At 48.4% G+C, this 24,025-nt stretch carries 24 protein-coding genes; 8 read left to right on the top strand and 16 right to left on the bottom strand.

What is annotated here, in order from left to right; all coding sequences use genetic code 11:
• Nucleotides 1-167: 167 nt before the first annotated feature.
• Complete coding sequence (locus tag BW952_RS13125; protein WP_045851169.1) at nucleotides 168-1,316, top strand: Leu/Phe/Val dehydrogenase; 1,149 nt, start codon at nucleotides 168-170, stop codon at nucleotides 1,314-1,316.
• Nucleotides 1,317-1,336: 20 nt separating this feature from the next.
• On the opposite strand, the gene BW952_RS13120 is transcribed toward BW952_RS13125, so the two are convergent.
• From BW952_RS13120 to hppD, 6 genes are all read right to left on the bottom strand, one after another.
• Nucleotides 1,337-1,645 (bottom strand): YerC/YecD family TrpR-related protein, encoded by a 309-nt coding sequence (locus BW952_RS13120; protein WP_045851232.1) that lies wholly within the window; start codon nucleotides 1,643-1,645, stop codon nucleotides 1,337-1,339.
• A gap of 127 nt (nucleotides 1,646-1,772) precedes the next feature.
• Nucleotides 1,773-3,173 carry a Na+/H+ antiporter NhaC gene (gene nhaC, locus BW952_RS13115; RefSeq protein ID WP_045851170.1) on the bottom strand — a complete coding sequence of 467 codons (1,401 nt, stop codon included), beginning with the start codon at nucleotides 3,171-3,173 and terminating at the stop codon, nucleotides 1,773-1,775.
• A 141-nt stretch (nucleotides 3,174-3,314) separates the two neighbouring features.
• Nucleotides 3,315-4,475: a homogentisate 1,2-dioxygenase gene (locus tag BW952_RS13110; protein ID WP_045851171.1), complete on the bottom strand. Its 1,161-nt coding sequence runs from the start codon at nucleotides 4,473-4,475 to the stop codon at nucleotides 3,315-3,317.
• Nucleotides 4,472-5,770, bottom strand: a complete 1,299-nt coding sequence (gene fahA, locus BW952_RS13105) for a fumarylacetoacetase (protein WP_045851172.1) — start codon at nucleotides 5,768-5,770, stop codon at nucleotides 4,472-4,474. Before fahA ends, BW952_RS13110 begins: the two co-directional genes overlap by 4 nt.
• A 10-nt stretch (nucleotides 5,771-5,780) precedes the next feature.
• Nucleotides 5,781-6,650: a hypothetical protein gene (locus BW952_RS13100; protein ID WP_045851173.1), complete on the bottom strand. Its 870-nt coding sequence runs from the start codon at nucleotides 6,648-6,650 to the stop codon at nucleotides 5,781-5,783.
• 4 nt (nucleotides 6,651-6,654) lie between these two features.
• On the bottom strand, nucleotides 6,655-7,776 hold the full coding sequence (gene hppD / locus BW952_RS13095; protein ID WP_045851174.1) for a 4-hydroxyphenylpyruvate dioxygenase: 1,122 nt from the start codon (nucleotides 7,774-7,776) through the stop codon (nucleotides 6,655-6,657).
• A gap of 219 nt (nucleotides 7,777-7,995) precedes the next feature.
• Between hppD and BW952_RS13090 the strand changes: the two genes are divergently transcribed.
• Complete coding sequence (locus BW952_RS13090; RefSeq protein WP_045851175.1) at nucleotides 7,996-8,217, top strand: DUF1450 domain-containing protein; 222 nt, start codon at nucleotides 7,996-7,998, stop codon at nucleotides 8,215-8,217.
• Nucleotides 8,218-8,244: 27 nt separating this feature from the next.
• Nucleotides 8,245-8,376 carry a hypothetical protein gene (locus BW952_RS19825; protein ID WP_269430736.1) on the top strand — a complete coding sequence of 44 codons (132 nt, stop codon included), beginning with the start codon at nucleotides 8,245-8,247 and terminating at the stop codon, nucleotides 8,374-8,376.
• A gap of 17 nt (nucleotides 8,377-8,393) precedes the next feature.
• Here BW952_RS19825 and BW952_RS13085 read toward each other — a convergent pair whose 3' ends face one another.
• Together BW952_RS13085 and BW952_RS13080 are read right to left on the bottom strand one after the other, a co-directional pair.
• The gene (locus BW952_RS13085; protein ID WP_045851176.1) at nucleotides 8,394-9,263 is read right to left on the bottom strand and encodes an aldose 1-epimerase family protein; all 870 of its coding nucleotides are present in this window, start codon (nucleotides 9,261-9,263) and stop codon (nucleotides 8,394-8,396) included.
• Nucleotides 9,264-9,281: 18 nt separating this feature from the next.
• Complete coding sequence (locus tag BW952_RS13080) at nucleotides 9,282-10,334, bottom strand: LLM class flavin-dependent oxidoreductase (protein ID WP_045851177.1); 1,053 nt, start codon at nucleotides 10,332-10,334, stop codon at nucleotides 9,282-9,284.
• 596 nt (nucleotides 10,335-10,930) lie between these two features.
• On the opposite strand from BW952_RS13080, the gene BW952_RS13075 reads away from it, so the two are divergent.
• Nucleotides 10,931-12,064, top strand: a complete 1,134-nt coding sequence (locus BW952_RS13075; RefSeq protein WP_045851178.1) for a Fic family protein — start codon at nucleotides 10,931-10,933, stop codon at nucleotides 12,062-12,064.
• 201 nt (nucleotides 12,065-12,265) lie between these two features.
• Here the strand turns inward: BW952_RS13075 and BW952_RS13070 are convergent, their stop codons facing one another.
• Together BW952_RS13070 and BW952_RS13065 are read right to left on the bottom strand one after the other, a co-directional pair.
• A complete protein-coding gene (locus tag BW952_RS13070) occupies nucleotides 12,266-12,802 on the bottom strand; it encodes a chromate transporter (RefSeq protein WP_045851179.1) in 537 nt (178 codons plus the stop codon).
• Complete coding sequence (locus BW952_RS13065; RefSeq protein ID WP_045851180.1) at nucleotides 12,802-13,404, bottom strand: chromate transporter; 603 nt, start codon at nucleotides 13,402-13,404, stop codon at nucleotides 12,802-12,804. The genes BW952_RS13070 and BW952_RS13065 overlap by 1 nt, the downstream gene beginning before the upstream one ends.
• A gap of 117 nt (nucleotides 13,405-13,521) precedes the next feature.
• Here BW952_RS13065 and BW952_RS13060 point away from each other — a divergent pair, with 117 nt between their 5' ends.
• Nucleotides 13,522-14,463 carry an agmatinase family protein gene (locus BW952_RS13060; RefSeq protein WP_045851181.1) on the top strand — a complete coding sequence of 314 codons (942 nt, stop codon included), beginning with the start codon at nucleotides 13,522-13,524 and terminating at the stop codon, nucleotides 14,461-14,463.
• A 28-nt stretch (nucleotides 14,464-14,491) separates the two neighbouring features.
• Nucleotides 14,492-15,700 carry an Nramp family divalent metal transporter gene (locus BW952_RS13055; protein ID WP_231581409.1) on the top strand — a complete coding sequence of 403 codons (1,209 nt, stop codon included), beginning with the start codon at nucleotides 14,492-14,494 and terminating at the stop codon, nucleotides 15,698-15,700.
• Between the two features lie 227 nt (nucleotides 15,701-15,927).
• Here the strand turns inward: BW952_RS13055 and BW952_RS13050 are convergent, their stop codons facing one another.
• From BW952_RS13050 to BW952_RS13040, 3 genes are all read right to left on the bottom strand, one after another.
• Entirely contained in the window at nucleotides 15,928-16,449 is a 522-nt protein-coding gene (locus BW952_RS13050) for a PTS sugar transporter subunit IIA (RefSeq protein WP_045851183.1), read from the bottom strand.
• Between the two features lie 30 nt (nucleotides 16,450-16,479).
• Nucleotides 16,480-17,403, bottom strand: coding sequence for a ribokinase (gene rbsK, locus BW952_RS13045; RefSeq protein ID WP_045851184.1), 924 nt, complete (start codon nucleotides 17,401-17,403; stop codon nucleotides 16,480-16,482).
• Between the two features lie 73 nt (nucleotides 17,404-17,476).
• Nucleotides 17,477-17,746, bottom strand: coding sequence for a hypothetical protein (locus tag BW952_RS13040; protein WP_045851185.1), 270 nt, complete (start codon nucleotides 17,744-17,746; stop codon nucleotides 17,477-17,479).
• 176 nt (nucleotides 17,747-17,922) lie between these two features.
• Between BW952_RS13040 and BW952_RS13035 the strand changes: the two genes are divergently transcribed.
• Nucleotides 17,923-19,956: a sensor domain-containing protein gene (locus BW952_RS13035; protein ID WP_045851186.1), complete on the top strand. Its 2,034-nt coding sequence runs from the start codon at nucleotides 17,923-17,925 to the stop codon at nucleotides 19,954-19,956.
• Between the two features lie 17 nt (nucleotides 19,957-19,973).
• On the opposite strand, the gene BW952_RS19580 is transcribed toward BW952_RS13035, so the two are convergent.
• Together BW952_RS19580 and mobB are read right to left on the bottom strand one after the other, a co-directional pair.
• Complete coding sequence (locus tag BW952_RS19580) at nucleotides 19,974-20,444, bottom strand: COG4315 family predicted lipoprotein (RefSeq protein ID WP_052698468.1); 471 nt, start codon at nucleotides 20,442-20,444, stop codon at nucleotides 19,974-19,976.
• Nucleotides 20,445-20,540: 96 nt separating this feature from the next.
• Entirely contained in the window at nucleotides 20,541-21,026 is a 486-nt protein-coding gene (gene mobB / locus BW952_RS13025) for a molybdopterin-guanine dinucleotide biosynthesis protein B (RefSeq protein ID WP_045851188.1), read from the bottom strand.
• Between the two features lie 43 nt (nucleotides 21,027-21,069).
• Here mobB and mobA point away from each other — a divergent pair, with 43 nt between their 5' ends.
• A complete protein-coding gene (gene mobA / locus BW952_RS13020; protein WP_045851189.1) occupies nucleotides 21,070-21,639 on the top strand; it encodes a molybdenum cofactor guanylyltransferase in 570 nt (189 codons plus the stop codon).
• 295 nt (nucleotides 21,640-21,934) lie between these two features.
• On the opposite strand, the gene nasC is transcribed toward mobA, so the two are convergent.
• A complete protein-coding gene (gene nasC, locus BW952_RS13015; protein ID WP_045851190.1) occupies nucleotides 21,935-24,016 on the bottom strand; it encodes an assimilatory nitrate reductase catalytic subunit NasC in 2,082 nt (693 codons plus the stop codon).
• Nucleotides 24,017-24,025 lie beyond the last annotated feature (9 nt).

The following is a 24,025-nucleotide window of genomic DNA, read 5'->3' as shown; positions in this document are numbered from 1 at the left end:
ACTCGTTAATTCCGATAAGTCAAGTCGGGAATATTATCAGAATTTTTAAATGAAACTGTTTATTTACACCGTTTAACGCGTTAAACTGTACGTTTGCTGAAGGTTTCTTTTTCTTCTATGATTAATTATGTTAACGCTTACAAAAAACATCATCAGGAGGTTTACATATGAACAAGTTACCTGTAGCTGAGCAAGCTCCTTCTTTATCGTTCGATTTATTTGAGAAAATGAAAGATCACGAACAAGTAGTGTTTTGCAATGATCCGGAAACGGGGCTTAAAGCCATCATCGCCATTCATGACACAACGCTCGGCCCGGCGCTCGGCGGAACACGCATGCGACAGTACGAGACGATGGAGGATGCGTTAGAGGATGCGCTCCGCTTATCTAAAGGCATGACTTACAAATGCGCGGCGGCCGATGTGGACTTTGGCGGCGGCAAGGCGGTTATTATTGGCGACCCGCTCAAGGATAAAACACCGGAGCTGTTCCGCGCTTACGGCCAGTTTATTGAAACGCTGAACGGACGCTTTTACACCGGCACCGATATGGGCACGGTGCTTGACGATTTTGTTCATGCGTATAAAGAAACAAACTGCATCGCCGGGCTGCCCGAGGAATATGGCGGCGGCGGCGAAACGTCGATTCCGACCGCTCTCGGTGTTCTTTACAGCATTCAGGCTGTGGCGAAAACGCTGTGGGGGCATGAGGACCTGTCAGGGAAAAAATTCGCCATTCAAGGGCTCGGGAAGGTCGGCTTTAAAACAGCAGAGCATTTGCTTCAAGCGGGCGCCGATTTATACGTAACGGACGTAGACCCTTGCATCGTCCATGTCCTCACCGAAAAAGCAGAAGAAATGGGGCGCATTGCGGTTTCCGTCAGCAGCGATGACATATACGGGGTAGAGGCGGATATGTTCGTTCCCTGTGCCATTGGTGGCATCATTAATGACCAGACAATTGATCAGCTGAAGGTACAGGCGATCGTCGGTGCAGCCAACAACCAGCTTTTGCACGAAAGCCATGCGGAAAAGCTGAAGCAAAAAGGCATTTTGTACGCACCGGATTATATCGTAAACGGCGGCGGCTTAATTCAAGTGGCCGACGAGCTGTACGGACCGAATAGAAAGCGGGTGCTGGCGAAAACAGAAGCCATTTACCGTTCTCTGCTCGAAGTATTCAGCCAGTCTGATGCGCTCCATGTCACCACTGTTGAAGCGGCTAACCATATATGTGAAAAAAGAATGGACGCCCGAAAGCACCGAAACAGCTTTTTCTCCCCGCGCAAGCGCAATAAATGGGACGTTCGATTGTAACAAAGAAAGCCAGGCCCGATTTAATGGGCCTGGCTTCTTTCTGCTTTTTGCAGCCGGTCAAATGCGAGCTGAAAGCCGCTTTGCTCCTTGGCGAGACATTTGCGGACGCGCGAAATGGTCGTGGACCTAGCGTTTGTCTCTGCTTCAATCATTTCGTACGTATGTCCGTTCATCAGCAGACGCGCGACTTCCATTCGCTGCTCAAGGGCAGCCAGCTCCTGCACGGTGCATAAATCCGTTAAAAAATCGATGCACTCCTCCAGCGTCTGGAGCGACAGCACCGCTTGAAACAGCTGCTCGCGATTTGCTTGCTTCTTATCCACATAAATCCCCCATTCACTTGAAAATTCGAAAAAGGACTTATTTTTGGTGCAGCACATCATCTATTCGCCCCCAAAAAGGGATTTTTTCTTTAAAGATGTCTACATTTCTCTCGCCAATTTTTTGGCAATCTGATTACATCACATTTTCACGTTCTGAAAACGAGGCTTCTTTTAATTCCGCTTTTTTTTCAAGCGGTGTCAGTGTAAAGCCCGTGTAGCCGTAGATCAAGGCAATCAGTGGATTGATCAAGCAAATAAAGCAAAACAGCGCGTACTCCATCCCGATGTTGAGCGTCGACATAATAAACGCGCCCGTCACACCCCATGGGACAATCGGATGAAAAATCGTTCCGGCATCTTCCAGTGTTCTGGACAGGTTTTTCGGATGAAGATTTGCTTTTTTATATGCAGGCTCAAGCATCTGCCCTGGCAAAATGATCGAGAGGTATTGTTCTCCGATAACGGTGTTCACTCCTATGCCAGACAAAACCGTCGCAAGAATGACGTTGCCTTTGCGATGCAAAAAGCCCGCAATGCCTACTTGCTGGATGATGCCGCCGAATGCAAGAGCCACTAAAATAATCGAGACGCCGAACATCATGGCGGAAAGGCCGCCAATCGACAGCAGGCTGTCAATCGATTCAACTCCCGTTTCAGCTGTATAGCCGAAGTGGGCCGTTGCCATCATCTCACCGAGCGTTGTGCCCGGGGCCGTGTAAAAAGCAGTCAGCACAGCGACAATCAAGCTGATAAACAGCGTTGGAATCGGCGCCGTTTTCCGTAGAGCCAGCACGATAATGATCAGCGGCGACAGCAGCGTCACCGATGTAATGGCGAACTGCTCCTTTAACGTTTGCGTCATCGTCTGAATCTGGCTTATATCCGGGTTCACCAGCCGAGAATCAAACCCAATCCACAGAAAAATCGCGAGAGTAATGAGCAGGCTTGGCACGGCCGTCCACATCATATGGCGGATATGCTCGAAAATGTTTACCTTCGCTGTCGCAGAAGCTAAATTGGTCGTATCAGAAAGCGGCGATACTTTGTCCCCGAAAATAGCACCGCACACAATTGCACCCGCTGTCATCGCCGGTGAGATGCCCATTCCGTACGAAACGCCCATTAACGCTACACCCATCGTGCTGATCGCACTCCACGAGCTTCCTGTCATAATGGACACGACCACACAAATGAGTACCGCGGAGGCCAGGAAGAACTCCGGCGCCAAAAGCTGCAGGCCGTAGTACGACATCGTCGGCACTGTGCCGTTGAGCACCCAGATGCCGACCAGAATGCCGATCATGCACAGGATTAAAATAGACGGCAAACCGGCGGCGATGCTTTTCACCATAGAGGCTTCGATGTCCTTCCATCTATGGCCGAGCGTAAATCCGTACAGCGCCACAGCAGCCGCTGCAATCACGATTGGAATTTGCGGAGCAACCTGATAATATAAAATGCTGGTGCCGAGAATGCCGGCAACGAGCAGGATCATGAAAACAGACATCAGAAATGAGGGCTTGCGAATTGTCATAATAAACCTCCAGCTTCATTTTGTAAGCGTATACATTGGTGTATTAAAAGAAAAAGCGCTGGTTGAAGCGTGGCTGCCGCCAATCATTTCATGGCCGTCACACGCTCTTTAACATACAACATTCAGCGCTTCTCTGCAAGATTATTTCATCGGATTCCAACTGTCCATATATTCATTATCTTCAAACGAATGAGACTCTTTTATCACATGAAGTGGACGGAAGGTGTCGACCATCACCGCAAGCTCTTTCGTTTCCTTTTTTCCAATGCTGTCTTCAATTTTTCCCGGGTGCGGGCCGTGTGGCAGACCGCTCGGATGAAGAGTGATCGAGCCCTGTTCAATGCCCCGCCGGCTCATGAAATCGCCATCCACGTAATAAAGGACTTCATCACTTTCAACGTTGCTGTGCACGTACGGCGCCGGAATCGCTTCCGGATGATAGTCATACAAGCGTGGGACGAATGAGCAGACCACATAGTTGTGCGCTTCAAACGTCTGGTGGACCGGCGGCGGCTGATGGATGCGTCCGGTGATCGGCTCGAAGTCATGAATGCTGAACGCATACGGGAACAGGTAGCCATCCCAGCCGACAGCGTCCAGCGGGTGGAAATCAAACGTGTACGATGTCATCATCTTCTGGGCACGGACCCGAATTTCAAACTCTCCTTTTTCATCCTTTGGCATAAGCTTTTCCGGCGTCCGGAAATCACGCTCACAAAAGGGCGAATGCTCCAGCAGCTGGCCGAACTCATTCCGGTACCGTTTGGGCGGCAAAATAGATGAATTGGATTCAATGATAAAGAATCGCGCTTCGTCCGACTCAAGGACGATTCTGTAGGTTGTGCCGATCGGAACGACGATATAATCGCCAGGGCTGAATGTCAGCTCGCCGAAGATGCTTTCCATGATGCCGGTGCCTTCGTGGACAAACAACAGCTCATCCCCCTCGCCGTTCCGGTAAAAATAGTCCATTTGCTTTGTCGGACGCGCAACACCGAGCGCCACATCCTCATTCGCCATGACCATTTTGCGTGCTTCCAAAAAGTCCCCGCCGGCTTCCGTTTCCCACATCCGGAAATGACGGTGCTTCAGCGCGTCTTTTTCTTCAAATTCGTAATGAATATCACACAGCTTCTTTGCTGTTTTCACCTGCGTCGGCGGGTTGATGTGATAAATGATGGACTGCAGGCTGGAGAATCCTTTTGTGCCCATAACCTGCTCATAATAAAGACCTCCGTTTTCCTTGCGAAACTGTGTATGCCGCTTTTGTGGAATGCGGCCCATTTTTACGTAATGTGTCATGTCCGGATGCCCTCCTGCTTTTCCCCTAAAATGTGTGCTTCTGAATAAGCCGGCAGTACAGTACCGCTCACTTCGCCAAAGCCGATTTTAAAGCCGTCGCCCTCACACCAGCCGCTCATGGTGACCGTATCGCCGTCTTCAACCCACGAACGCGTTTTGCCGCTTTGAAGCGTGACCGGCTCTGCACCGCGCCAGGTGATTTCCAGCATGCTGCCGCGCTCATGAGGCTCTGGTCCGCTGATCGTGCCGGACGCATGGAGATCCCCCGGACGCATGTTGCAGCCTGTAATCGTATGATGGGCAATTTGCTGGGCGATGGACCAGTACATATGCTTGAAATTCGTTTCTGTGACACAGATTGTTTCACCGTCATCACATGTGAGATCGACCTTTAACTGAATATTGAAGCCGCCCGGATGCCGCTGCTGTAAATAAGGGAAAGGAACCGGCTCTTGTGCTGGACCTTTTTCCCGAAACGGCTCAAGCGCTTCAAGCGGAACGACCCATGGCGAAATCGATGTGGCGAAGTTTTTGGCCAGAAACGGGCCGAGCGGAACGTATTCCCACGCCTGGATATCGCGGGCACTCCAGTCATTCACGAGCACAAGCCCAAACACGTGATTTTCCGCTTCTCCTATTGGAACCGGCTCGCCCTGTGCATTGCCCGGTCCGATCAACCAGCCGATCTCCAGCTCAAAATCAAGCTGAATAGATGGACCGAAAACCGGCGTGTCGCTGTCCTTCGGCTTTCGCTGGCCAAGCGGACGCCTGACTGCTGTGCCGCTTGGAACGACCGAGCTTGCCCGGCCATGGTAGCCGACCGGCAAATGAGTCCAGTTCGGCATCAGGGCATTTTCTTTGCTGCGAAACATCGTCCCAACATTGGTCGCATGCTCCTTTGACGCGTAAAAATCAGTATAGTCGCCGATTTCGGCGGGCAGCTTCATTTTCACCTCATGTAGTGGAAAAAAAGCGCGGGTCCGCAATGCTTCATCATCTCGAAGCACTGGCGTTTCGGCATTAAGCAGGTGCTGCAGTCTTTCACGAACCGCTTTCCATACAGGTTTGCCTAGCGCCATAAACGCATTGAGCGACGGCTCATGAAAGGTTTTTCCGTGAGTGATGCCGGTTCCGTCAAGCAGCCCCGCTTCATCAAGGGCGGATAAATCGAGTACGTATTCCCCAATAGCCACTCCTGCACGCGTGGCGCTGCCCTTCGGCTGAAAGATGCCATAGGGCAAATTCTGAATCGGAAAATGAGACTCCGGTGAGACCGAAATAAATGATTGCTTCATCGTAAACCTCCTAGGAGAAAATCGCCAATAGGCTGAACTCTTCGCGCGGCTCGTCAAAGCTGCAGCTTCCGTATGAACCGGCAAACTGCCTGCGCGCTTGATTAATTTGTTCGGATGTAACCGTTAAGCCGTTCCAGGCAAGGCTTTGGCCGGCAAATGAAAAATGCTCCGGCTGCTCATCAAGCAGCAGCTGTTCAATCGTTCTTTCATCGATACGCAAGCTGTATACCATAATGGCCGCCGTAAAGACATTTACGAAGCCGTGCATCTTCGTTTGCACCTCCGGCCGGTATTCGCGGATCGGGTGATGCAGACCTGCTGTGAATTTCATCGGCAGCCCGCGCTTTCGGCATTCATCGATCATCCGAGCGGCTTCAGATGCTTCAGGAAACCGATCCGCCGACACACCGCCCATCCGTACCTTCACGCCAATCCGTTCTTTTCTTGCTCGAATCGCTTTTATCCGGTCCAAAATAGCTTCTGGCTGTTGAACCGGCACTTCTGCATAAAGAGGCGGCTTTGTTCGTTCCAGCAGCTGCTCAAGACTTTTTTCATCCGTCAGCGGTGTTTCAAGCGCCGTGATCGAGCCCAATTCCCCGAATGCAGCTGAAAAAGCGGAGAGCTGCTCCATCTCATTGAGGCTTTTGACAATGACCGACAAGCGAAGCGGAGCGTCGGAGCTGAACAATGACCGATGCTCATTCAGCTCCTGCAGCCGCGCGGCAGGTATAACAAAAGGCCCCATCATCCATCGACTGTCTCCCTTTATATAACGGGCATAGTTTGAGATCGCTTCTTTTAAAGGCAGCTCCGCCGGCGGAAACAAGCCGGCATAATCAATTAAGCCCCTCATAAAAGCGGATGCGGCATTTTTCTGCATCTCTTTACATGTTGCCCCGCAATTCCTGCTCACGCTCAATCGATTGGAACAGCGCCTTGAAGTTTCCTTCCCCGAATCCGAGCGCGCCTTTTCGCTGAATAATTTCAATGAACAGCGTCGGACGATCCACAATCGGCTTTGTGAAGATTTGCAGCAAATAGCCTTCGTCGTCGCGGTCCACCAAAATGTTCAGCTCCTGCAGCCGTTTCACATCTTCGTCGATGTCGCCAACCCGATCCGCTAATTCCTCGTAATACGTATCCGGCGTTTGAAGAAACTCGACGCCATTTTCCTTGAGCGCTGCAATGGTTGCGATAATATCATTTGTCAGCAGTGCTAAATGCTGAACGCCTGGTCCTTTATAAAAGTCCAAATATTCCTGGATTTGCGATTTGCGCTTGCCTTCCGCCGGTTCATTGATCGGGAACTTGATGCGGCCGGTCCCGTTCATCATCACCTTCGACATCAGCGCGGAATATTCGGTTGAAATGTCCTCATCATCAAAATGCTTCAGCACGTTAAAGCCGAAGACGTTTTCGTAATAGCTCACCCATTCTTCCATTACTTCAACGTTGCCGACAAGGTGATCCACACCGATTAATCCTGACGGCTCGATGCTCTGTCTGTCCTCGCGCGGTTCAAAGCCTGGCATAAACACCCCTTTGTAATCGACTGCTTCCACGAGCGTGTGAATCGTATCGCCATATGTACCGATGACCGCTTTTTTCACACGGCCGTTTTGATCTTCCTCCACCCACGGCTCCCGGATCGCGATTCCGCCCCGCTCAATTGCACCGGCATATGTTTTGTCCAAATCCTTCACAGCCAGCGCAATATCCTTGATGCCGTCGCCGTGCGTTTTCACAAACGCCGCTACATCCGTATCGTCCGACAGCGAGCCCGTAATCACAAGGCGGATCGCTCCCTGCTCCATCACGTACGACACCCTGTCTCTTGAGCCTGTTTCAAGCCCTTTATACGCCACGAGCTTAAATCCGAAAGCGCTTGCAAAATAGTATGAAGACTGCTTTGCGTTTCCTGTATAAATTTCTACGTAATAAACACTTCTCACTGGAAAAATCTCTTCTTTTTTCACGAGGGATTTCATCATCATTTTTTCAGCCATATTCGTTGCACTCTCCTTAAAAAATTTCTTTAATAAGCAGGCGTCGGCCTGGTTAATTGCTATGTTAATGCACCGTTTTTCACTGTGCAAACGTACATTTCACCGCGTTCCTCCTTCTCCTGAATGCTTCACTGCCGCATTAAAGCAAACAATTGCCGACTTCTACGTAAGCGGTTTATTATAAGCCTCATAATAAAGAACTGAAAGGAATGAACCGGGATGACCGTCGTGAAATTTTGCCCATGCAATTTTGAAGAGGAGCTGGAAGCAGTGAAGGATTCGCTCGCTGTCCTTCCTAACATAGAAGTAACCGAAGAACGCTGCTTGCTTTATTGCGGCCAGTGCCTGGTGGAGCCTTTCGCTGTCGTCGATGGAGAAAACGTGTCCGGCAAAAGCGCCGATCACCTTTTGCTGGCGGTTAAGAAGAAGCTTCACATCTGATACTCTCGTGGACCGGATTTCGGCTGAATGGACCGAATTCCTATACTCGATGACCGAATTCCTGCTTTTCCGGTCATCCACCTAGCGATTCCGGTCGTTCCTGCTTTTTCCGGCCATTGCTCCACGTTTTCCGGTCATAAAAAAGAAGCAGACCCGTGACAGGGCCGCTTCCTTTTTCACTTAAATGTAATCGTATAATCCGCTTGAAACACAGCTCCTTTTTCAAGCTTCTGAATGCCTTTTTTCTCCACCAGCTTCCCGGTTGTATCGACTGTATCCGCGATTCCGTACCAAGGTTCGATGCAAACGAATGGAGCCATCGTTCCGTTGTAGCTTGACCAGATGCCGACGAATGGAAATCCGGTTAACTCGACGTCAACGCCGTGCCCGGTTTGGTTCGACGTAAGTGAGACACGGTCAATGTTGCTGTAAATAAGCGCATCGTTTTTAAACAAGGAAGCTTCCACTTGAAGCGGATCAACCGTTTGGAGCGTTTGTTTTTCTCTTACTAATGATTGCGCCAATTCATATTGCGTCACCTGTTCACCTTCAGCCGGAGTAAACTGGAGCGTGTAATCCTCCGCTTTTTCCCCGCTTGTAAGCGGCACATTAAAAGCGGGGTGCCCGCCAATCGAGAAGTGCATCGTTTTGCCCTGCTCATTTCGAATTTCCCAGCCGATGCTGAGTGACGATCCCTTTAATTGATAGTGAATGATCGCTTGAAAACGATACGGATACACGTCTAAAAACGTATCGGATGAATCAAACAAAAAGGAGGCCTTGTCGCTTTCCTGCTCCAGCACAGAAAACTCCACATCGCGCAAAAAGCCATGCTGCGGCAGTTTATACGTTTTTCCATTCAGCTCATATTGATCCTTTTTCAAGCGGCCGATAATCGGGAACAGCACTGGTGAAACGCGGCCCCAGTACGTACTGTCTCCGCTCCACATATAATGCAGTCCGGTTTCCTTGCTTTCTACCGCTCTCAGCTCCGCGCCGGATGGAGAAATAGCGGCTTTTAAACACTCATTTTCAAGATGGATCATGCTCAGGCTCCTCTCTGTTTAGTTGTTTTCATTTTCCCACTTCGTGACTTCCTCTCGAACGATCGGAGCGACTTCTTTTCCAAGCAGCTCAATCGCGTTCATCACCAGGTCATGCGGCATCGAGCCAACCGGTACGTGCAGCATAAACCGCGTGACGCCGACGTTTTTACGAAGGTGAATGATTTTGTCCGCGACTGTTTGCACATCTCCTACATAAAGAGCCCCTTCAAAGCTGCGCGCCGCATCAAAGCTTTCCCGCGTGTACGGTCCCCAGCCGCGTTCACGCCCGAGCTTGCTCATGACCACCTGGGTGGACGGGAAAAACTGATCAGCCGCCCTCTCTGTCGTATCGGCAATAAAGCCATGTGAATGAGAAGCGACCGGCAGTGTGGACGGATCATGTCCAGCATGAGCTGCTGCCCGCTTGTACAAGTCCACAAGCGGCGCAAACTGAACCGGGCTTCCGCCGATAATTGCCAGAACAAGCGGCAGCCCGAGCAGCCCGGCCCGAACAACCGATTCCTGATTGCCGCCGCTGCCAATCCAGACCGGCAGCGGGTCCTGCACGGGACGAGGATATACGCCCAAGTCATGAATGGCCGCGCGGTGCTTTCCTTCCCACGTTACCTTTTCCGATTCACGGATTTTCAACAGCAGGTCCAGCTTTTCCTCGAACAGCTCATTATAATCCTGCAAATCGTAGCCGAACAGCGGAAACGATTCAATAAATGACCCGCGCCCCGCCATAATTTCCGCCCGGCCATTTGAAATCGCATCAAGCGTCGCAAAGTCCTGAAACACGCGAACTGGATCAGCTGAAGACAGCACCGTCACGGCACTCGTCAGCCGGATTCTTTTCGTCTGCTGTGCCGCTGCCGCAAGCACGATCGCCGGCGACGATGCCGCAAAGTCCTCGCGGTGATGCTCCCCGACACCAAACACATCAAGTCCCACCTGATCTGCCAGAATAATCTCCTCTACGACCTCGCGGATGCGCTGTGCGTGACTGACCGTTTCACAGGTGTTTACGTCCGGTGTCGTTTCCACAAACGTACTAATGCCAATTTCCATTTATTCGCCTTCTTTCCTTTTTTGTTTGCTGCCTTAAAAATAACACGATCCAATCATTTCACAAACTATTTTGGATTTTGAAAGCAAACTAAGCACACCGGGCGAAAAACACGTTGCTTCTTGGCCTGTCAAAAAGCCATTTCAGCTGGACATACGCAATCAATATTGAAATGAAAATGAGAGGATCGCCAAAAGTGTAGATTCATCTACACATATGCAAATCTATACGTCTACACATATACAAGTTTATTTGTATACGTGTAGATTTCAGTTAAGTTCTGTATTTAAGGGGATTATGACATTTTCATGATTTTTTCTCCTCTTGCCCACTCGGCATTTTACCACCTATAAAAGTCGAGTGTCAGCCCGTTTGTTAAGAGGAGGTAGAAAGGGATTCATCTGGACAAGTGATTTTCCTTCCATTTAAACTTTGCGCCAAATAATAATTTTACGCATAGTACGATGTAACTGTAGAAAATAGGCACCCTTAGTTTGCTTTACTGCAATGAGGCATTATAAAGCATTTTTTTATTTTTTTTGCGCTTAATTAGTGTATGCTTAGTAAATAATATCAAATAACCAAGGAGTGTTACCTAATGGCTATTCAAGGACTAATACACCTTCCCGTAAATGTTAACAATAGCGATGCGTTAAAAATTTTAAATGTGTTGTCTGATACTACTCATAAAATCGGTACTTTGGAGGAAAAATTTAAACACTCTATTGTCAGTGAAGCATTGGTTCAAATTCTTTCTCTTAGTGAATCTGTAGAATCAACTCGTATTGAAGGTACACAAGTAACCTTTACAGATATGGTGGAAGAAAAAGACGATAAGAACCCTAGATGGGAAATAACCGAAGTAAGCAATTATCAAGAAGCTTTATTTCAAGGATATGAACGAATCCGCCAGGGCTATCCCATCTCAACAAGACTCATTCAAGATCTCCATCAAGTTTTGATGCGAGGAGCACGAGGATCTGTTCAATCAAGCGGAAGCTTTAGAAAAATACAAAATTTCATTGGACCAACCAATAAAATTGAGGATGCCTCTTACATCCCAATATCTGCACAACAGATTGATGAATATATGGAGAATTTAGAGTACTTTATTAATGGTCATCCTTATGGCCAGAAATTATCGACAAGGCACTTAGGGAAAAATGCAAACCACTATATATTCGATGAACAAAGCAACCCATTGATCAAAACAGCCATTCTTCATGCTCAGTTTGAGTCTATACATCCTTTCTTAGACGGAAATGGCCGTTTAGGCCGTATCCTGATTGTTTTATACCTTCTTCAATCAAAGCTTGTAACGAAGCCGATCTTCTTTGTAAGCGAAGAGTTAGAAAAAGAGCGAATGCGCTATTATGACCTTCTTAATGGTGTCAGAGGCCGTCATCCAGATTGGGGTAGTTGGATACTGTTCTTCCTTAATGCGTGTAACCGAATGGCGGACAAAATCAATGAGAAGTTGGATAAAGCGGAGGAATTAGCTAAAAGAGGACTCGAGATTTGTGTGACCAATTCAGACAAGAGAGTTTGGATATATACTTTTTCAAATCCTTTTACAAGTGTAGCATCGGTCGCAGCCGCATTAAATATTTCCCCTAATACAGCTAGAAAATCACTCAATTTCCTTGTTGAGAATGATCTTTTATTTACAGACCGTCAAACAAAGCGCAACAAGAAATATCGAAATTATGATCTGGTTAGAATCTTAACTTAAAAAGTGAATCATCTGTAAAAAAGGCATGAATTATTAAGTGACTTATTAGCACCAAATAGTTCTCGTTGAATGCTGTTGTAAATTGAGGAGAAAATAAATAGAAGAGCATTGCCCTCCATTTTTTCAAGGAAGGACAATGCTCTTCTGCATCTCTTTAATGTACTGAATGGTTCCTGCTGCGACCATGGACCACATACGTCCTTACGAATAAAACGCCATGCCAAGCAAACCCGCCATGCCAATGACATACGCTGGATGTGCGCCGCGCTTCACTAATAGAAACAGCGAAAACAGAAAGATGCCGACCAAGCTTGCCGTGTGTGTATTCACGCCGTTTGTCATGCCTGCTGACAGCGCGAACGTGACAGCCGCAAACAAAATAAGGGCAATGACAACAGGCCGCAGCCCATAGAAAACAGCTTTCATTGTCCGGTTATGATTTAAACGGCCGAAAAAAGAAGCCACAACCAAAACAAGAATCAAGGAGGGAAGCACCATGGCCAGTGCTGCCACCGCTGCTCCGGACAGGCCATTCACCTGGAAGCCGGTAAAAACGGCCGTGTTCGTCGCGATCGGTCCGGGCGACATACCCGCAATGGCGACCACATCTGTGAATGTCTGCGTGTTCATCCATCCTTGCCGTACCACTGCTACTTTAATGACCGGAATGATCGCATAACCGCCTCCGAACGACACGAGCCCAATCACAAAAAACGTTTTAAACAGCAGCCACATCATCAAATATCCGCTCCCATAAAGTAATCGGGCTGCTTTTCATGATCATCGATGGCTGTCCGCATGCCGAGACGGTCACGTGCGCCGATCAGCAGGACACCGGACAGCGCGCCGAGAACGATGACGAGCACAGGATGCAAATGCAGGAAAAGGAGGCACACAAATGCGGACGCTGCGACGATAAACGTTGTTTTATCGACGATCGCACTCCTGCGCATTTTCCACGCGGCATAAACAATCAGGGCGACAACGGCCGGACGGATGCCTTCAAATGCCGCCTCCACCTTTGGATGTGTGCTGAAAAATAAATAAAAAAAGCTGAGCACCGCGACGATGCTAAAGGTTGGGATCATCACGCCGATGGTGGCCGCTGCCGCACCGGGGATGCCGGCAATCCGGTAGCCGATAAAGGTAGCCGCATTAATCGCGATGGCCCCGGGAATCGAGCCGGACAGGGCAAATACATCCGTGACATCCTCTTCGTCGAGCCAGCGCTTTTCTTCTACCACTTCGCGCTGAATGACAGGAATCATCGCATACCCTCCGCCGAACGTAATCGGTGATAATTTAAAAAAGGTCATAAAAATCGAGAATAATAGCTTCATGGTGATCACCTCTTCTCTTTTATTTTACCATCGGGCTTTTTTAAATTCCCGGTTTTCTTCCTATTTGTTAGGGAAAAGGGAAAACAAAACTATATGTGTGACGAAAGGAATGGTTCGATGACAGAGACGATCTATGGCAATACGCCCTGCTTTTTAGGCGCTAAAAATTTAGCAGGTGAAAACCGTTTGGAGGAAGTTGACGCTGTCGTTTATGGTGTACCGTGGGAAGGCGCTGTGACATGGGGCGATTACACGGGGTGTGAACTTGGTCCAAAGGTAATGCGCATCAGCTCAGGACGCTATAGCGGCTATTTGCCGGAGCTCGACCATATTGATGTATTTGAGCACATCAAGCTCGGGGACGTAGGCGACGTGGATGTGGTGCCAGCGGATGTGGAGGAAACGATGGAGCGGATTTCAAGCTTCACCGACCCTCTCTGGAAAAGCGGCAAGCTGTTAATCGGGCTTGGCGGTGACCATGGCGTTACGTTTCCGATCGTGAAGTCACTGACGAACCAAGGAAAAAAAGTCGGCATTATACATTTAGATGCACACTATGATAACCTTCCTTCTCATGAAGGCGATCCATACGCACGCTGCAGTCCATTTATGCGCCTGTATGAGCAAGAAGGTGTCCGAAATGAAAGCATTATTCATGCCGGCATTCACGGCCCCCGCAACAAGCCGGAAAGCGGCCGGAATGCACGTGATGCAGGAGCGGTCACGATTACCGTGAATGAGATCCGGGAGCATTCAGACTTAAAAGCATTAGGACGCCAGCTGCATGAAATGGCGGCGAAGGATGTAGACTGCGTGTATTTAAGCATTTGCAGCGACGTTATGGATTATGCCTTTAACCCTGGCGGACCTGTTGACGGGAATGGACTCACATCGTATGAGCTGCTGACGCTCGTTCATGAAATTGCCAAGCAGGGCATTGTCGGTATGGATTTTGTGGAGGTGTATCCACAGCAGGACCCATCCCAATTTTCAGCTCATTTGTCCTCAACGATCATTTTGTATGCACTGGCCGGTCATATTTTGCATAAAAACCAATAAGAGGGGATGATTCATTCTGGCGAAATCTGTGAAGGAACGCTTGAAAGTCATTGGACCCGGCGCGATCGTCACTGCCTCTTTTATTGGACCGGGAACAGTTACTACCGCTACACGAGCCGGTGCTTCATTTGGCTATGCCGTTTTGTGGGCCGTTGTTTTTTCCATCGCGGCGACGATGATTTTACAGGAGATGACGGCGCGGCTTGGAATCATTACGCAGTCGAGTCTTGGAGACGCAATACGGGAGCAGTTTTCCAACCCCATTTTAAAATACGGCTCGATGTGGCTCGTCATGATTGCGATCACTGTCGGCTGTTCCGCTTACATCGCTGGTGATTTGCTCGGAACGTCTCTTGGCATATCAACACTGACGGGCATTCCGGGCAATGTGCTCGGACCAATTGTCGGCGTGATTATTTTGCTGCTCGGTCTTTCCGGCAGCTACAAAATAGTTGAAAAAGTCATGATCGTTTTAATTGTCATTATGAGTGTCACATTTGTGACGACGATGTTTGTGGCACAGCCTGATGTCGGGGAAGTCTTGAAAAAAGCCTTTGTCCCTTCTATTCCAGCCGGCTCTATTTTGACGATTGTCGCATTAATTGGCACAACCGTTGTTCCTTACAATCTTTTTATCCATTCCTCTACCGTTCAGGAGCGGTGGAGCAAGCCGGCTGACTTGAAGGAATCACGCTGGGATATTATCGTATCAATTGGTGTTGGCGGTCTCATTACCGCGGCCATTTTAATCACCTCAGCCACAATGATTCGCGGCATTGAGGTGGAAAGTGTGGCGGAGCTGTCCTTGCAGCTTGAACCCCTTCTCGGCAGCTGGGCAAAGGTCTTTATCAGCGTCGGGTTGTTTGCGGCAGGCCTGTCTTCCGCGATTGCTTCCCCGCTCGGCGCGGCTATTACGATCGGCAGTGTCTTGAAATGGGAAAATGGGATGAAGGACCGGCGCTTTAAGCTTGTTTTTACAGCCGTCATGGTCATCGGGATTCTTTCCTCGGCGATCGGCTTTGAGCCACTGGATGTTCTCTTGTTTGCCCAGGCACTGAATGGGATCTTGCTTCCGTTCATTTCGATTATGCTGTTGATCATTATGAATAATAAGCACCGGCTTGGGGAGTATACAAATTCACTTAAGGCAAATATCATCGGAGGACTTGTCGCTCTTATTTGTACAGGGCTTGGTCTTTACAGCTTAACCGATGCGATTCGTGCTTTTGTGGGATAAAAAGCGTCGCTAACGCCGGAATAAGGAATGTTAACGCCGATATATTTTGTTTATCGCCGAAATAAGCAACGCTAACGCCGGTATCCCGATTTATCAGCGATAGACACGGTGATATCAGCGTTAGTGACAGAATATCAGCGTTAGCCATAGAATATCAGCGTTAGCAAAATTGATCCCGTCGTTACATAGCAAAAGCCGGTTCACTTCATCAGTGAGCCGGCTTTTCGTTATTTCAATTTTACTGTCAGCACAGGCGTTTCACCGGCTGTGGCTGGAACATTTTCGTGCTTGTCCATCCGTTCGACCATATCGCCATTTGAGATGATCATTGGGGTAATGATGCTGGCGGCTTTTTCACGAACAAGCTCCAGGCTGTACGTCAGCAGTACATCACCTTTTTTCACTTGATCGCCCTCGGCTACCTGTACATCAAATCCTTCACCCTTCATATTAACAGTATCGAGCCCGACGTGAATTAAAATTTCCAGCCCACCCGCCACTTCAAGGCCAATCGCATGCTTTGTTGGAAAAACATTCAATACTTTCGCATCTGCGGGTGCCACGACTTTGCCTTCGGTTGGATTTACCGCGACGCCATCACCCATCATCTTTTGAGAAAAAACCGGATCGGGCACCTCTGTTAATGCCACAACGTCACCGGTCATCGGCGATACAAGCACTACTTCAGACACGGATTGTGCAGCCCCGCTTTCATCCTTGCCGCCAAACAGTTTATTTAAAAATCCCATAAACATTCACTCCTTTTTTCTTTCTATTCCCTACTGATGGTCTTTTAAAAACGCTTTTATTTCATCTTGCGTTGGCATCGACGCAGCGGTCCCCATTTTTGTGACAGACAACGCGGCAACAGCTTGTCCGAATTGAACCGCTTCCTCCACGGGTGCGCCACTGCCGATCGCATGTGCAAATCCGCCATTAAACGCGTCGCCTGCTCCCGTTGTATCCATAGCCTTTACTGAAAACCCGTCCATCCATGCTCCTTTTCCAGCTTCCTTGGATAAAAACACACCTTGTTTTCCCAGTGTGATGACGACGGTTTTCACACCCTTTTCGTGCAGCACATCCGCCGCTTCTTGAGCAGACAACGCGTCCGTTACTTCAACACCTGTCAGTCCAAGCGCTTCGGTTTCATTCGGTGTGGCATATGTAATATACTTCAGCCATTCCTGTGGAAAATCCACGCAGGGAGCCGGATTCAGCAGCACCGGCACCTGATGATGCACAGCTTTCTTGATCGCCGCTTCAATGGCTTCGAAGCTGATTTCCAGCTGCAGCATGACCATTTGTGAACGCTTTATCTCCTCCTCTGCCTTTAAGACATCGGATCGTGTCATCGTCCCGCATGCACCCGGCGCAATGACAATATCATTTTCTCCCTGGTCATCCACTGCAATCAAAGCTGTCCCGGTTGCTTCCGTTTTGCTCCTGTGAACAAACTGAATGTTAAACCCTTCCCGCTCAAAATGCTTGATTGCTTCTTTTCCAAATACGTCATCGCCTACTTTCGTGACGAAAGCAACGTCCGATCCGCTTCTAGCCGCGGCAGTCGCCTGGTTTCCGCCTTTGCCGCCCGGACCCATCTGGAACGGACCGCCTAAAACGGTTTCACCGGGCTTCGGCAGCTGCGGCGTCCGGCTCATTAAATCGACTACATAGCTCCCTACTACTGTTATGCGCCCCATCCTGTTCACCTCACTAATTAAGCATAAAAGAAACAAGCCTCAATTGCCAGTGAATGCAACAGAGGCTTTCTGTTTAAGCTGTCTGATCGGAGTGAAACGCTTTCATTTTTTGAAGGAAAAAATTCTCCTGCTCCAGCCGCTTGCCTTCTAAGAAATCCACCCGCTCAATTTCTTTTACTGACACGACCCCATTATGCTTCACGCCCGGCATATTGGCTGCCTGGTCCATAACAACAACCGGCGTATAATGCTCTTCTGTAACCAAATAACGAGCCACGCTTATTTCATTCCGCTTGCCTACATGGCCATATCGTAGAACCACCTTCCAGTATTTCCATCCCATGTTGATCCCTCCGATTGTTTATATTATGTACTGTATACCCTTTTTACGTTAAAAAAACAGAATAAACAGAAAAGTTTTTTCGATAATTTTTTCCAAAGCAGCCGATAAATAATGTAAAAGAAGGAAATTCCGTTTAAAATAAAGAAAGAGCGCTAAATGGGAAAGGATTCAAACCTATGCTAAATCACTTAACAGACATTTCTGCTATGCTGCATGCACTCGAAAACGAATTTTCAATCTCTATTACTCACATCGATGGACACATTTTATACGTGAACGATAAATTTTGCACCATTTCCAAATACACACGCGATGAAATTATCGGACAGCCTCATTCTATATTTGATTCACATTTGCATCCAGCCGACTACTTTTCTTCCCTTCGCTCGACGCTAGAACAAGGGCTCGTCTGGAAAAAAGACGTACATAATAAAGCAAAGGATGGCTCGTTTTACAGCGTCAGCGCCACAATCATCCCGATCTTTAATGAACAGCATCAATTAGTGAAATACATGTCTGTTGACTCGGACATTACCGAAAAGGTTCAAACAAAGGACAAGCTTGAACTGGCGTTAAAGCAGCAATTTCAACATGTGGTCAAGCATCTGCAAAATGCAATTTTCAAATATAAGGAAACGGATGAAGGTCAATTGCTTCTCACCATGATCGAAGGCAAGCTGGCAAAGCGCATGGGAATGCCGAGCGATCTGGAAAGCCCCATTTCGTTCGAGGATATTTTGCCAGCGCATACTGTTCCACGCTTTTATCCTCATTTAAAGCGAGGGCTTGCGGGGGAAGAGCTGCATTTCGAAATTGATTTATTTGACCGGTTTTTCCTTGTTTATTTATCTCCCATAAAAGAAGATGGCCGCGTAATCGAGGTGGTCGGAACCGCTATTGACATCACCACACGAAAGCAAGCAGAAAAACGAATTCATCAAATGGCCCATTACGATGATTTAACGGGCCTTGCCAACCGCCGCCTTTTTCAAAAAGAATTAACAGCCGAACTGGATCTTTCCTCCAAAAAGAAAGAACCGTTTGCTGTCATGTTTTTGGATTTAGACCGGTTTAAAAATGTGAATGATACAATGGGCCACAGCAATGGAGACCTGCTTCTCATAAAGGTAGCGGACAGGCTCCGAAAATGCATTCGCCAGACCGATATCGCCGCGCGGCTGGGCGGTGATGAATACGCTATTTTGCTTCCTTCTATTACACGGAAAACGGCCGGAATGATTGCCAAGCGCATTTGCGATGAGATGAACCACTTTTTTCTCATTGAAAACCTGGACATCTTCATCAGCACGAGCATCGGGATCAGTATGTATCCGGCTGATGGAACCGACGCAGAAGCGTTAATTCAAAACGCTGACGCTGCCATGTATTTTGCAAAAGAAAAAGGAAAAAATAATTATCAGTTTTTCACCGTCGACCTGCACCGGGATTTAAGCGACAAAATGATGCTCGAACGCGAAATGCATAAAGCCATTGACGAGCAGCAGTTTTATCTTGAATACCAGCCACAGATCGATATGAAAACAAACAAAATCATCGGGACAGAGGCGCTCCTCCGGTGGAACCATCCAAAGATCGGGCTGATTTCGCCGGCGGACTTTATTCCGCTTGCGGAGGAAACCGGCTTAATTATCCCGATCGGATCGTGGGTGCTTGAAACCGCCTGCGCTCAAAACAAGGCCTGGCAGGAAGCTGGGTTTCCACCGGTCCGCATGAGTGTCAATGTGTCGCTTCGCCAGTTTATGCAGCAGCACTTCGTTGAAAAAGTCGAGCATATTCTGGAACAAACAGGACTTGCGCCTGAGTGGCTTGATCTTGAAATAACCGAAAGCATGACAGCGGACGTGTCTCACGCTCAAAAAGTGTTAAGCTGCCTGCGGGAAATCGGCATTCACGTCAGCATCGACGATTTTGGCACCGGCTACAGCTCCCTCAGCTATTTAGGGAAATTCCCAATCACGAAGCTGAAAATTGATCAATCGTTCGTTCGCGATTTATCCGAAGATCATCAAGCGATCGTGAAAACCATTATCGATCTTGCACGGAATTTAAATATGAAGGTTATTGCGGAAGGTGTGGAATCACAGGAGCAGGCGCGGCTTCTTCTGGAGATGAACTGCACAGAAGCACAGGGGTATTTGTACGCAAGGCCTTTATCCGCCCTAGACATGACGAAGAAGCTGTCCGGTTAATGGACCGGACAGCTGTTTTAGTTTGCTTGAGCCATTCGGTCAATGGCTTTATTGACGGTGTACCATTCATTGTCTGCACTATAGCCGTTTGTCTGACCGGCTACCTGGTCACGTGAAAAATAATAAAGCGGATATCCCTTATACGTAGACTGCTTTTCCCCGGTGTCAGGCCTTGTGATGACGCCAAAGTCCGACTTGCTGAACCCTTCCGGCACCTTGCTTGAGCCAAGATAAAAAGGCGGCCACTCATCTAAACAATGATGTGTGCAGGCGGAAACCCCTTTTTGATCGTTTACATAGTAGTAAAGCGTCATCCCGGCTGAATCAGCTAAATACTGCCCCGTCTCTTCCTTCTTCATTACCTTGAGCGGCTCCGACGGATTTTGAACAGCTTCACCCGGTTCGTTCAGCGGTGCGGACATGTTTTCCGGTGATTCATCTGCCATACAGCCTGCAAGCAACACAACAGCAAAAAGCCATTTCCACATGTGCTCCATCCCCCTTTTACAAAAAGGATGTCCCGAATTTATTTAAACTATTCACTGTTTCACGTGAAACATTTGTCGAAATTTGCTTAACTTTTTTTATCTGTGCACTATTTTATTCACGATAAACGGGATGTATTCATTTTCTTGTTTCACGTGAAACGCCGGATAGCTGGAAGCAGGCAGGTCAATCCAGCTAATTACACATTGGATGTTTTCGAGATGAAGCAGGTGCAGGTCTTCTTCATTTCGAATCAGCACCGCTTTAGGATAGGCTTCTCCTTTATACCCTTCTATGAAAATGCAGTCGATCGGAAACATCTCATACAACCGCAAAATATCGCGCAGCGCCCATTCACTTTGCTGAATGTTTAACTGCAGGATGCCGCTCCCTTCGACTCCTGCGATGACAGCACCTGCCTGCTGGTGACGTGTGCTGTCTTTTGCATCCGGTGCGCCGCCGTGACCGTGATGCTTAATGGACGCTACACGTACACCCTGTTCTGCCGCTCCCCGGATGACCTTTTCCATTAAAGTGGTTTTGCCGCTGTTTTGATACCCTACGATTTGAAACACCTTTTTCATTTGAGTGACCTCCACGTTATAATGGCTGTAGGAGTGATAAATAATGAAAACAGCCGGAATTGTGCTTGCCGGCGGCCGATCCTCACGCTACGGCCGTCCGAAAATGTTTGAGTTGTATAATGGCCGCCCGTTTTACACGTACAGTGTGCAGGCGCTTGCTGAGAATCAACTTGATCCTTTACTTATTTCAACGAACTCTTTTCTTGCCAGCCGATTCGATGCTCCTGAAGCCGAGCTTGTGATCGAACAGGAGGTTCATCACGGCCCTCTTTACGCGATCCATCACGTTATGAGCGAATACAAGGAGCCGGAGTGGTTTTTCGTCCTGTCGGCAGATATTCCGTTTGTCACCGCGCCGTTTGTTCAACAGCTGCTGCTGCACCGACATCCTGATGTTAAAGCGATTATACCGGTTCAAGGCGATAAATTACAGCCGCTGCTCGCTTTATACCACCGCAGCTGTCTTCCTGTCATGGACACTGCATTAAGGGAAAATAAACGCAGCTTGATGGCCTTATTAGATCATATAAAATTCAAAAAAATTCCTTTCGATCAGCACAATCCTTGTTTTCGTAACATAAACACTGAAGATGATTTTAAGCAATTTATGTGACAGGGACCCCGTCGGATTTTTCATCAAAAAAAGAGGTAAACCTTCTTATCACCGGTATATTTTATTTACCGCTGATATGGAGCGGCCTAACGCCGATATGGAGTCGATATCAGCTTTAGGCCGGCGGATACCGGCGTTATTTTCATTTTATCGGCGTTAGCCAAATAAATTGATATTGCTCTTTCATTGAAACAGATTTATCCTGACTCTTGTCAAAAAATAAGTCAAAAAACAGCCGAACGTCTAAACCGTTCGGCTGCTTTGACTATTCATCTGCTTGTATTTCGGGCTTTTTTCACGAGATAAGCGGTGCGATGGAAACGGCACACACTTTAAATCCGGGCATTTTACAAGCCGGATCAAGCTCTTCGCTCGTTAATTTATTAATATTTTGAATGCCGTCCCAATGCATTGGCACAAAAACAGTGTCCTCACGAATGGATGCGGTCAGCTTGCTCCGCACCACAATTTCACCGCGCCGTGACCGGACCTTAACGAGTGTGTCATCCGAAATACGCAGGCTTCGCGCTGTTTTCGGATGGATTTCCACAAATGATTCAAACTGGCGTGCCTCAAGCGTTGGGCTTTTGTGCGTCTGCACGCCCGTTAAATAATGGCCGAGCACACGTCCCGTCGTTAAATGCAGCGGATAATCAGCCTCCACTTGTTCTTTCGGAAAATGATTAGGCACAGGAATCATAGCCGCTTTTCCGTCAGGACGCGGAAACGACGCTTGAAACAGCCGTTTTTCTCCTGGATGGTCAAGTGACGGACACGGCCAGTAAATGCCTTCTTCCTTCCGCAGCCGGTCGTACGTGATGCCGAAATAATCGGCAATACCGCCTCGGCTTGCCCTCCGCAGCTCCTCAAAAATGTCTTCGGCGCTTTTATAAGGAAATAGCGTTTCTTTTCCGAGCAGAGCAGCGAGGTCTGACAGCACTTCCCAGTCCTGTTTTACGTCGGCTGGTGCAGGACGGGCAGCTTCACGAAGCAGAACACGCCCTTCTAAATTCGTCATCGTGCCTGTATTCTCTAAATACGAAGCAATCGGCAGAATAATATCGGCCAATTGAGCTGTTTCGGAAAAATGCATGTCGGCGGCGACGAAAAAGTCGAGCTTTCGAATGCCTTCTTCGACAAAATTAGCATTTGGATTTGAAACGATCGGGTTGGACCCCATAAGAAACAAAGCACGGATTTCCTGCGCATGCACCTTCTCCATCATTTCGTACGCAGAAACACCTTTACGGGGAATATCCTCCGCTTTTACGCCCCACACGCCGGCGATATACTCCCGGTGCTCCTCATTCTCGATTAAGCGGTAGCCTGGCAGCTGATCCGCTTTTTGTCCGTGCTCACGGCCGCCCTGTCCGTTCGCCTGGCCCGTTACGGCGCCGTAGCCACTGCCAGGCTTGCCAATCTTGCCGGTCGCGAGCAATATATTGATGAAATTCCGGACCGCCATCGAGCCATCTGTTTGCTGTTCCACACCGCGCGCGGTTAAAATCATGCCGGATGCTGCTTCACCAAACCGGCGGCCTGCTTCTTGTATATCGTCTAGCGGCACACCTGTGATCTCGGCGATGTCCTTCAAGTCGATTGATTCAATATGGTCTTTCACCTCTTGAAAGCCCGTTGTCCGGTCTGCTAAAAATGGCTCGTCTGTATAGCCGCCCTCCACAATGACCTTCAGCAGCCCGTTCGCAAGCGCCGCATCCATGCCAGGCTTTACTTTTAAATGAAGATCGGCCATTTCGGCTGTCGCTGTGAAGCGCGGGTCAATGACAATGAGAAATGCCCCATTTGCTTTGGCATCTGTGAAGTACGGCATTAATGTTGGCTGGCATTCCGCAATGTTCGTCCCCGCCAAAATGAGGCAGTTTGATTCTCTTATTTCAGAAAGTGCATTCGTCAGCCCCCGGTCTACCCCAAACGCTTGATTGCCTGCCGTAGCGGCAGCTGACATGCAAAACCGGCCATTGTAATCAATGTATTTCGTGCCGAGTGCCACCCGGGCAAATTTCCCAAGTGCGTAAGACGTTTCATTGGTTAAAGAGCCGCCGCCGTAAAGGCCGATCGAATCTGGCCCATACTCCTGCTGCAATTCGTTAAAGGCGCTGACAATCCGCTCATATGCCTCCTCCCATGAAACAGGCACAAATTGTCCGTTTTGTTTCATAAGCGGTTCGGTAATTCGTTCTTCACTCAGTGCATGCTGATATGCATTCATGCCTTTAATGCAAAGGCGGCCTTCTGAAGCAGCATTCGGCTTTGGCTCCACCTCATATGATGCAACGCCTGACTGATGTTTTTCAATAATCGTCATTTTGCATTGTACACTGCAAAATGGGCACTGTGTTTCCATTGAGACACTCATTTTCTCACC

This window comes from Domibacillus enclensis, from assembly GCF_900156125.1.
Taxonomy (GTDB): domain Bacteria; phylum Bacillota; class Bacilli; order Bacillales; family Domibacillaceae; genus Domibacillus; species Domibacillus enclensis.
This window is presented reverse-complemented; position numbering and strand designations above follow the sequence as displayed.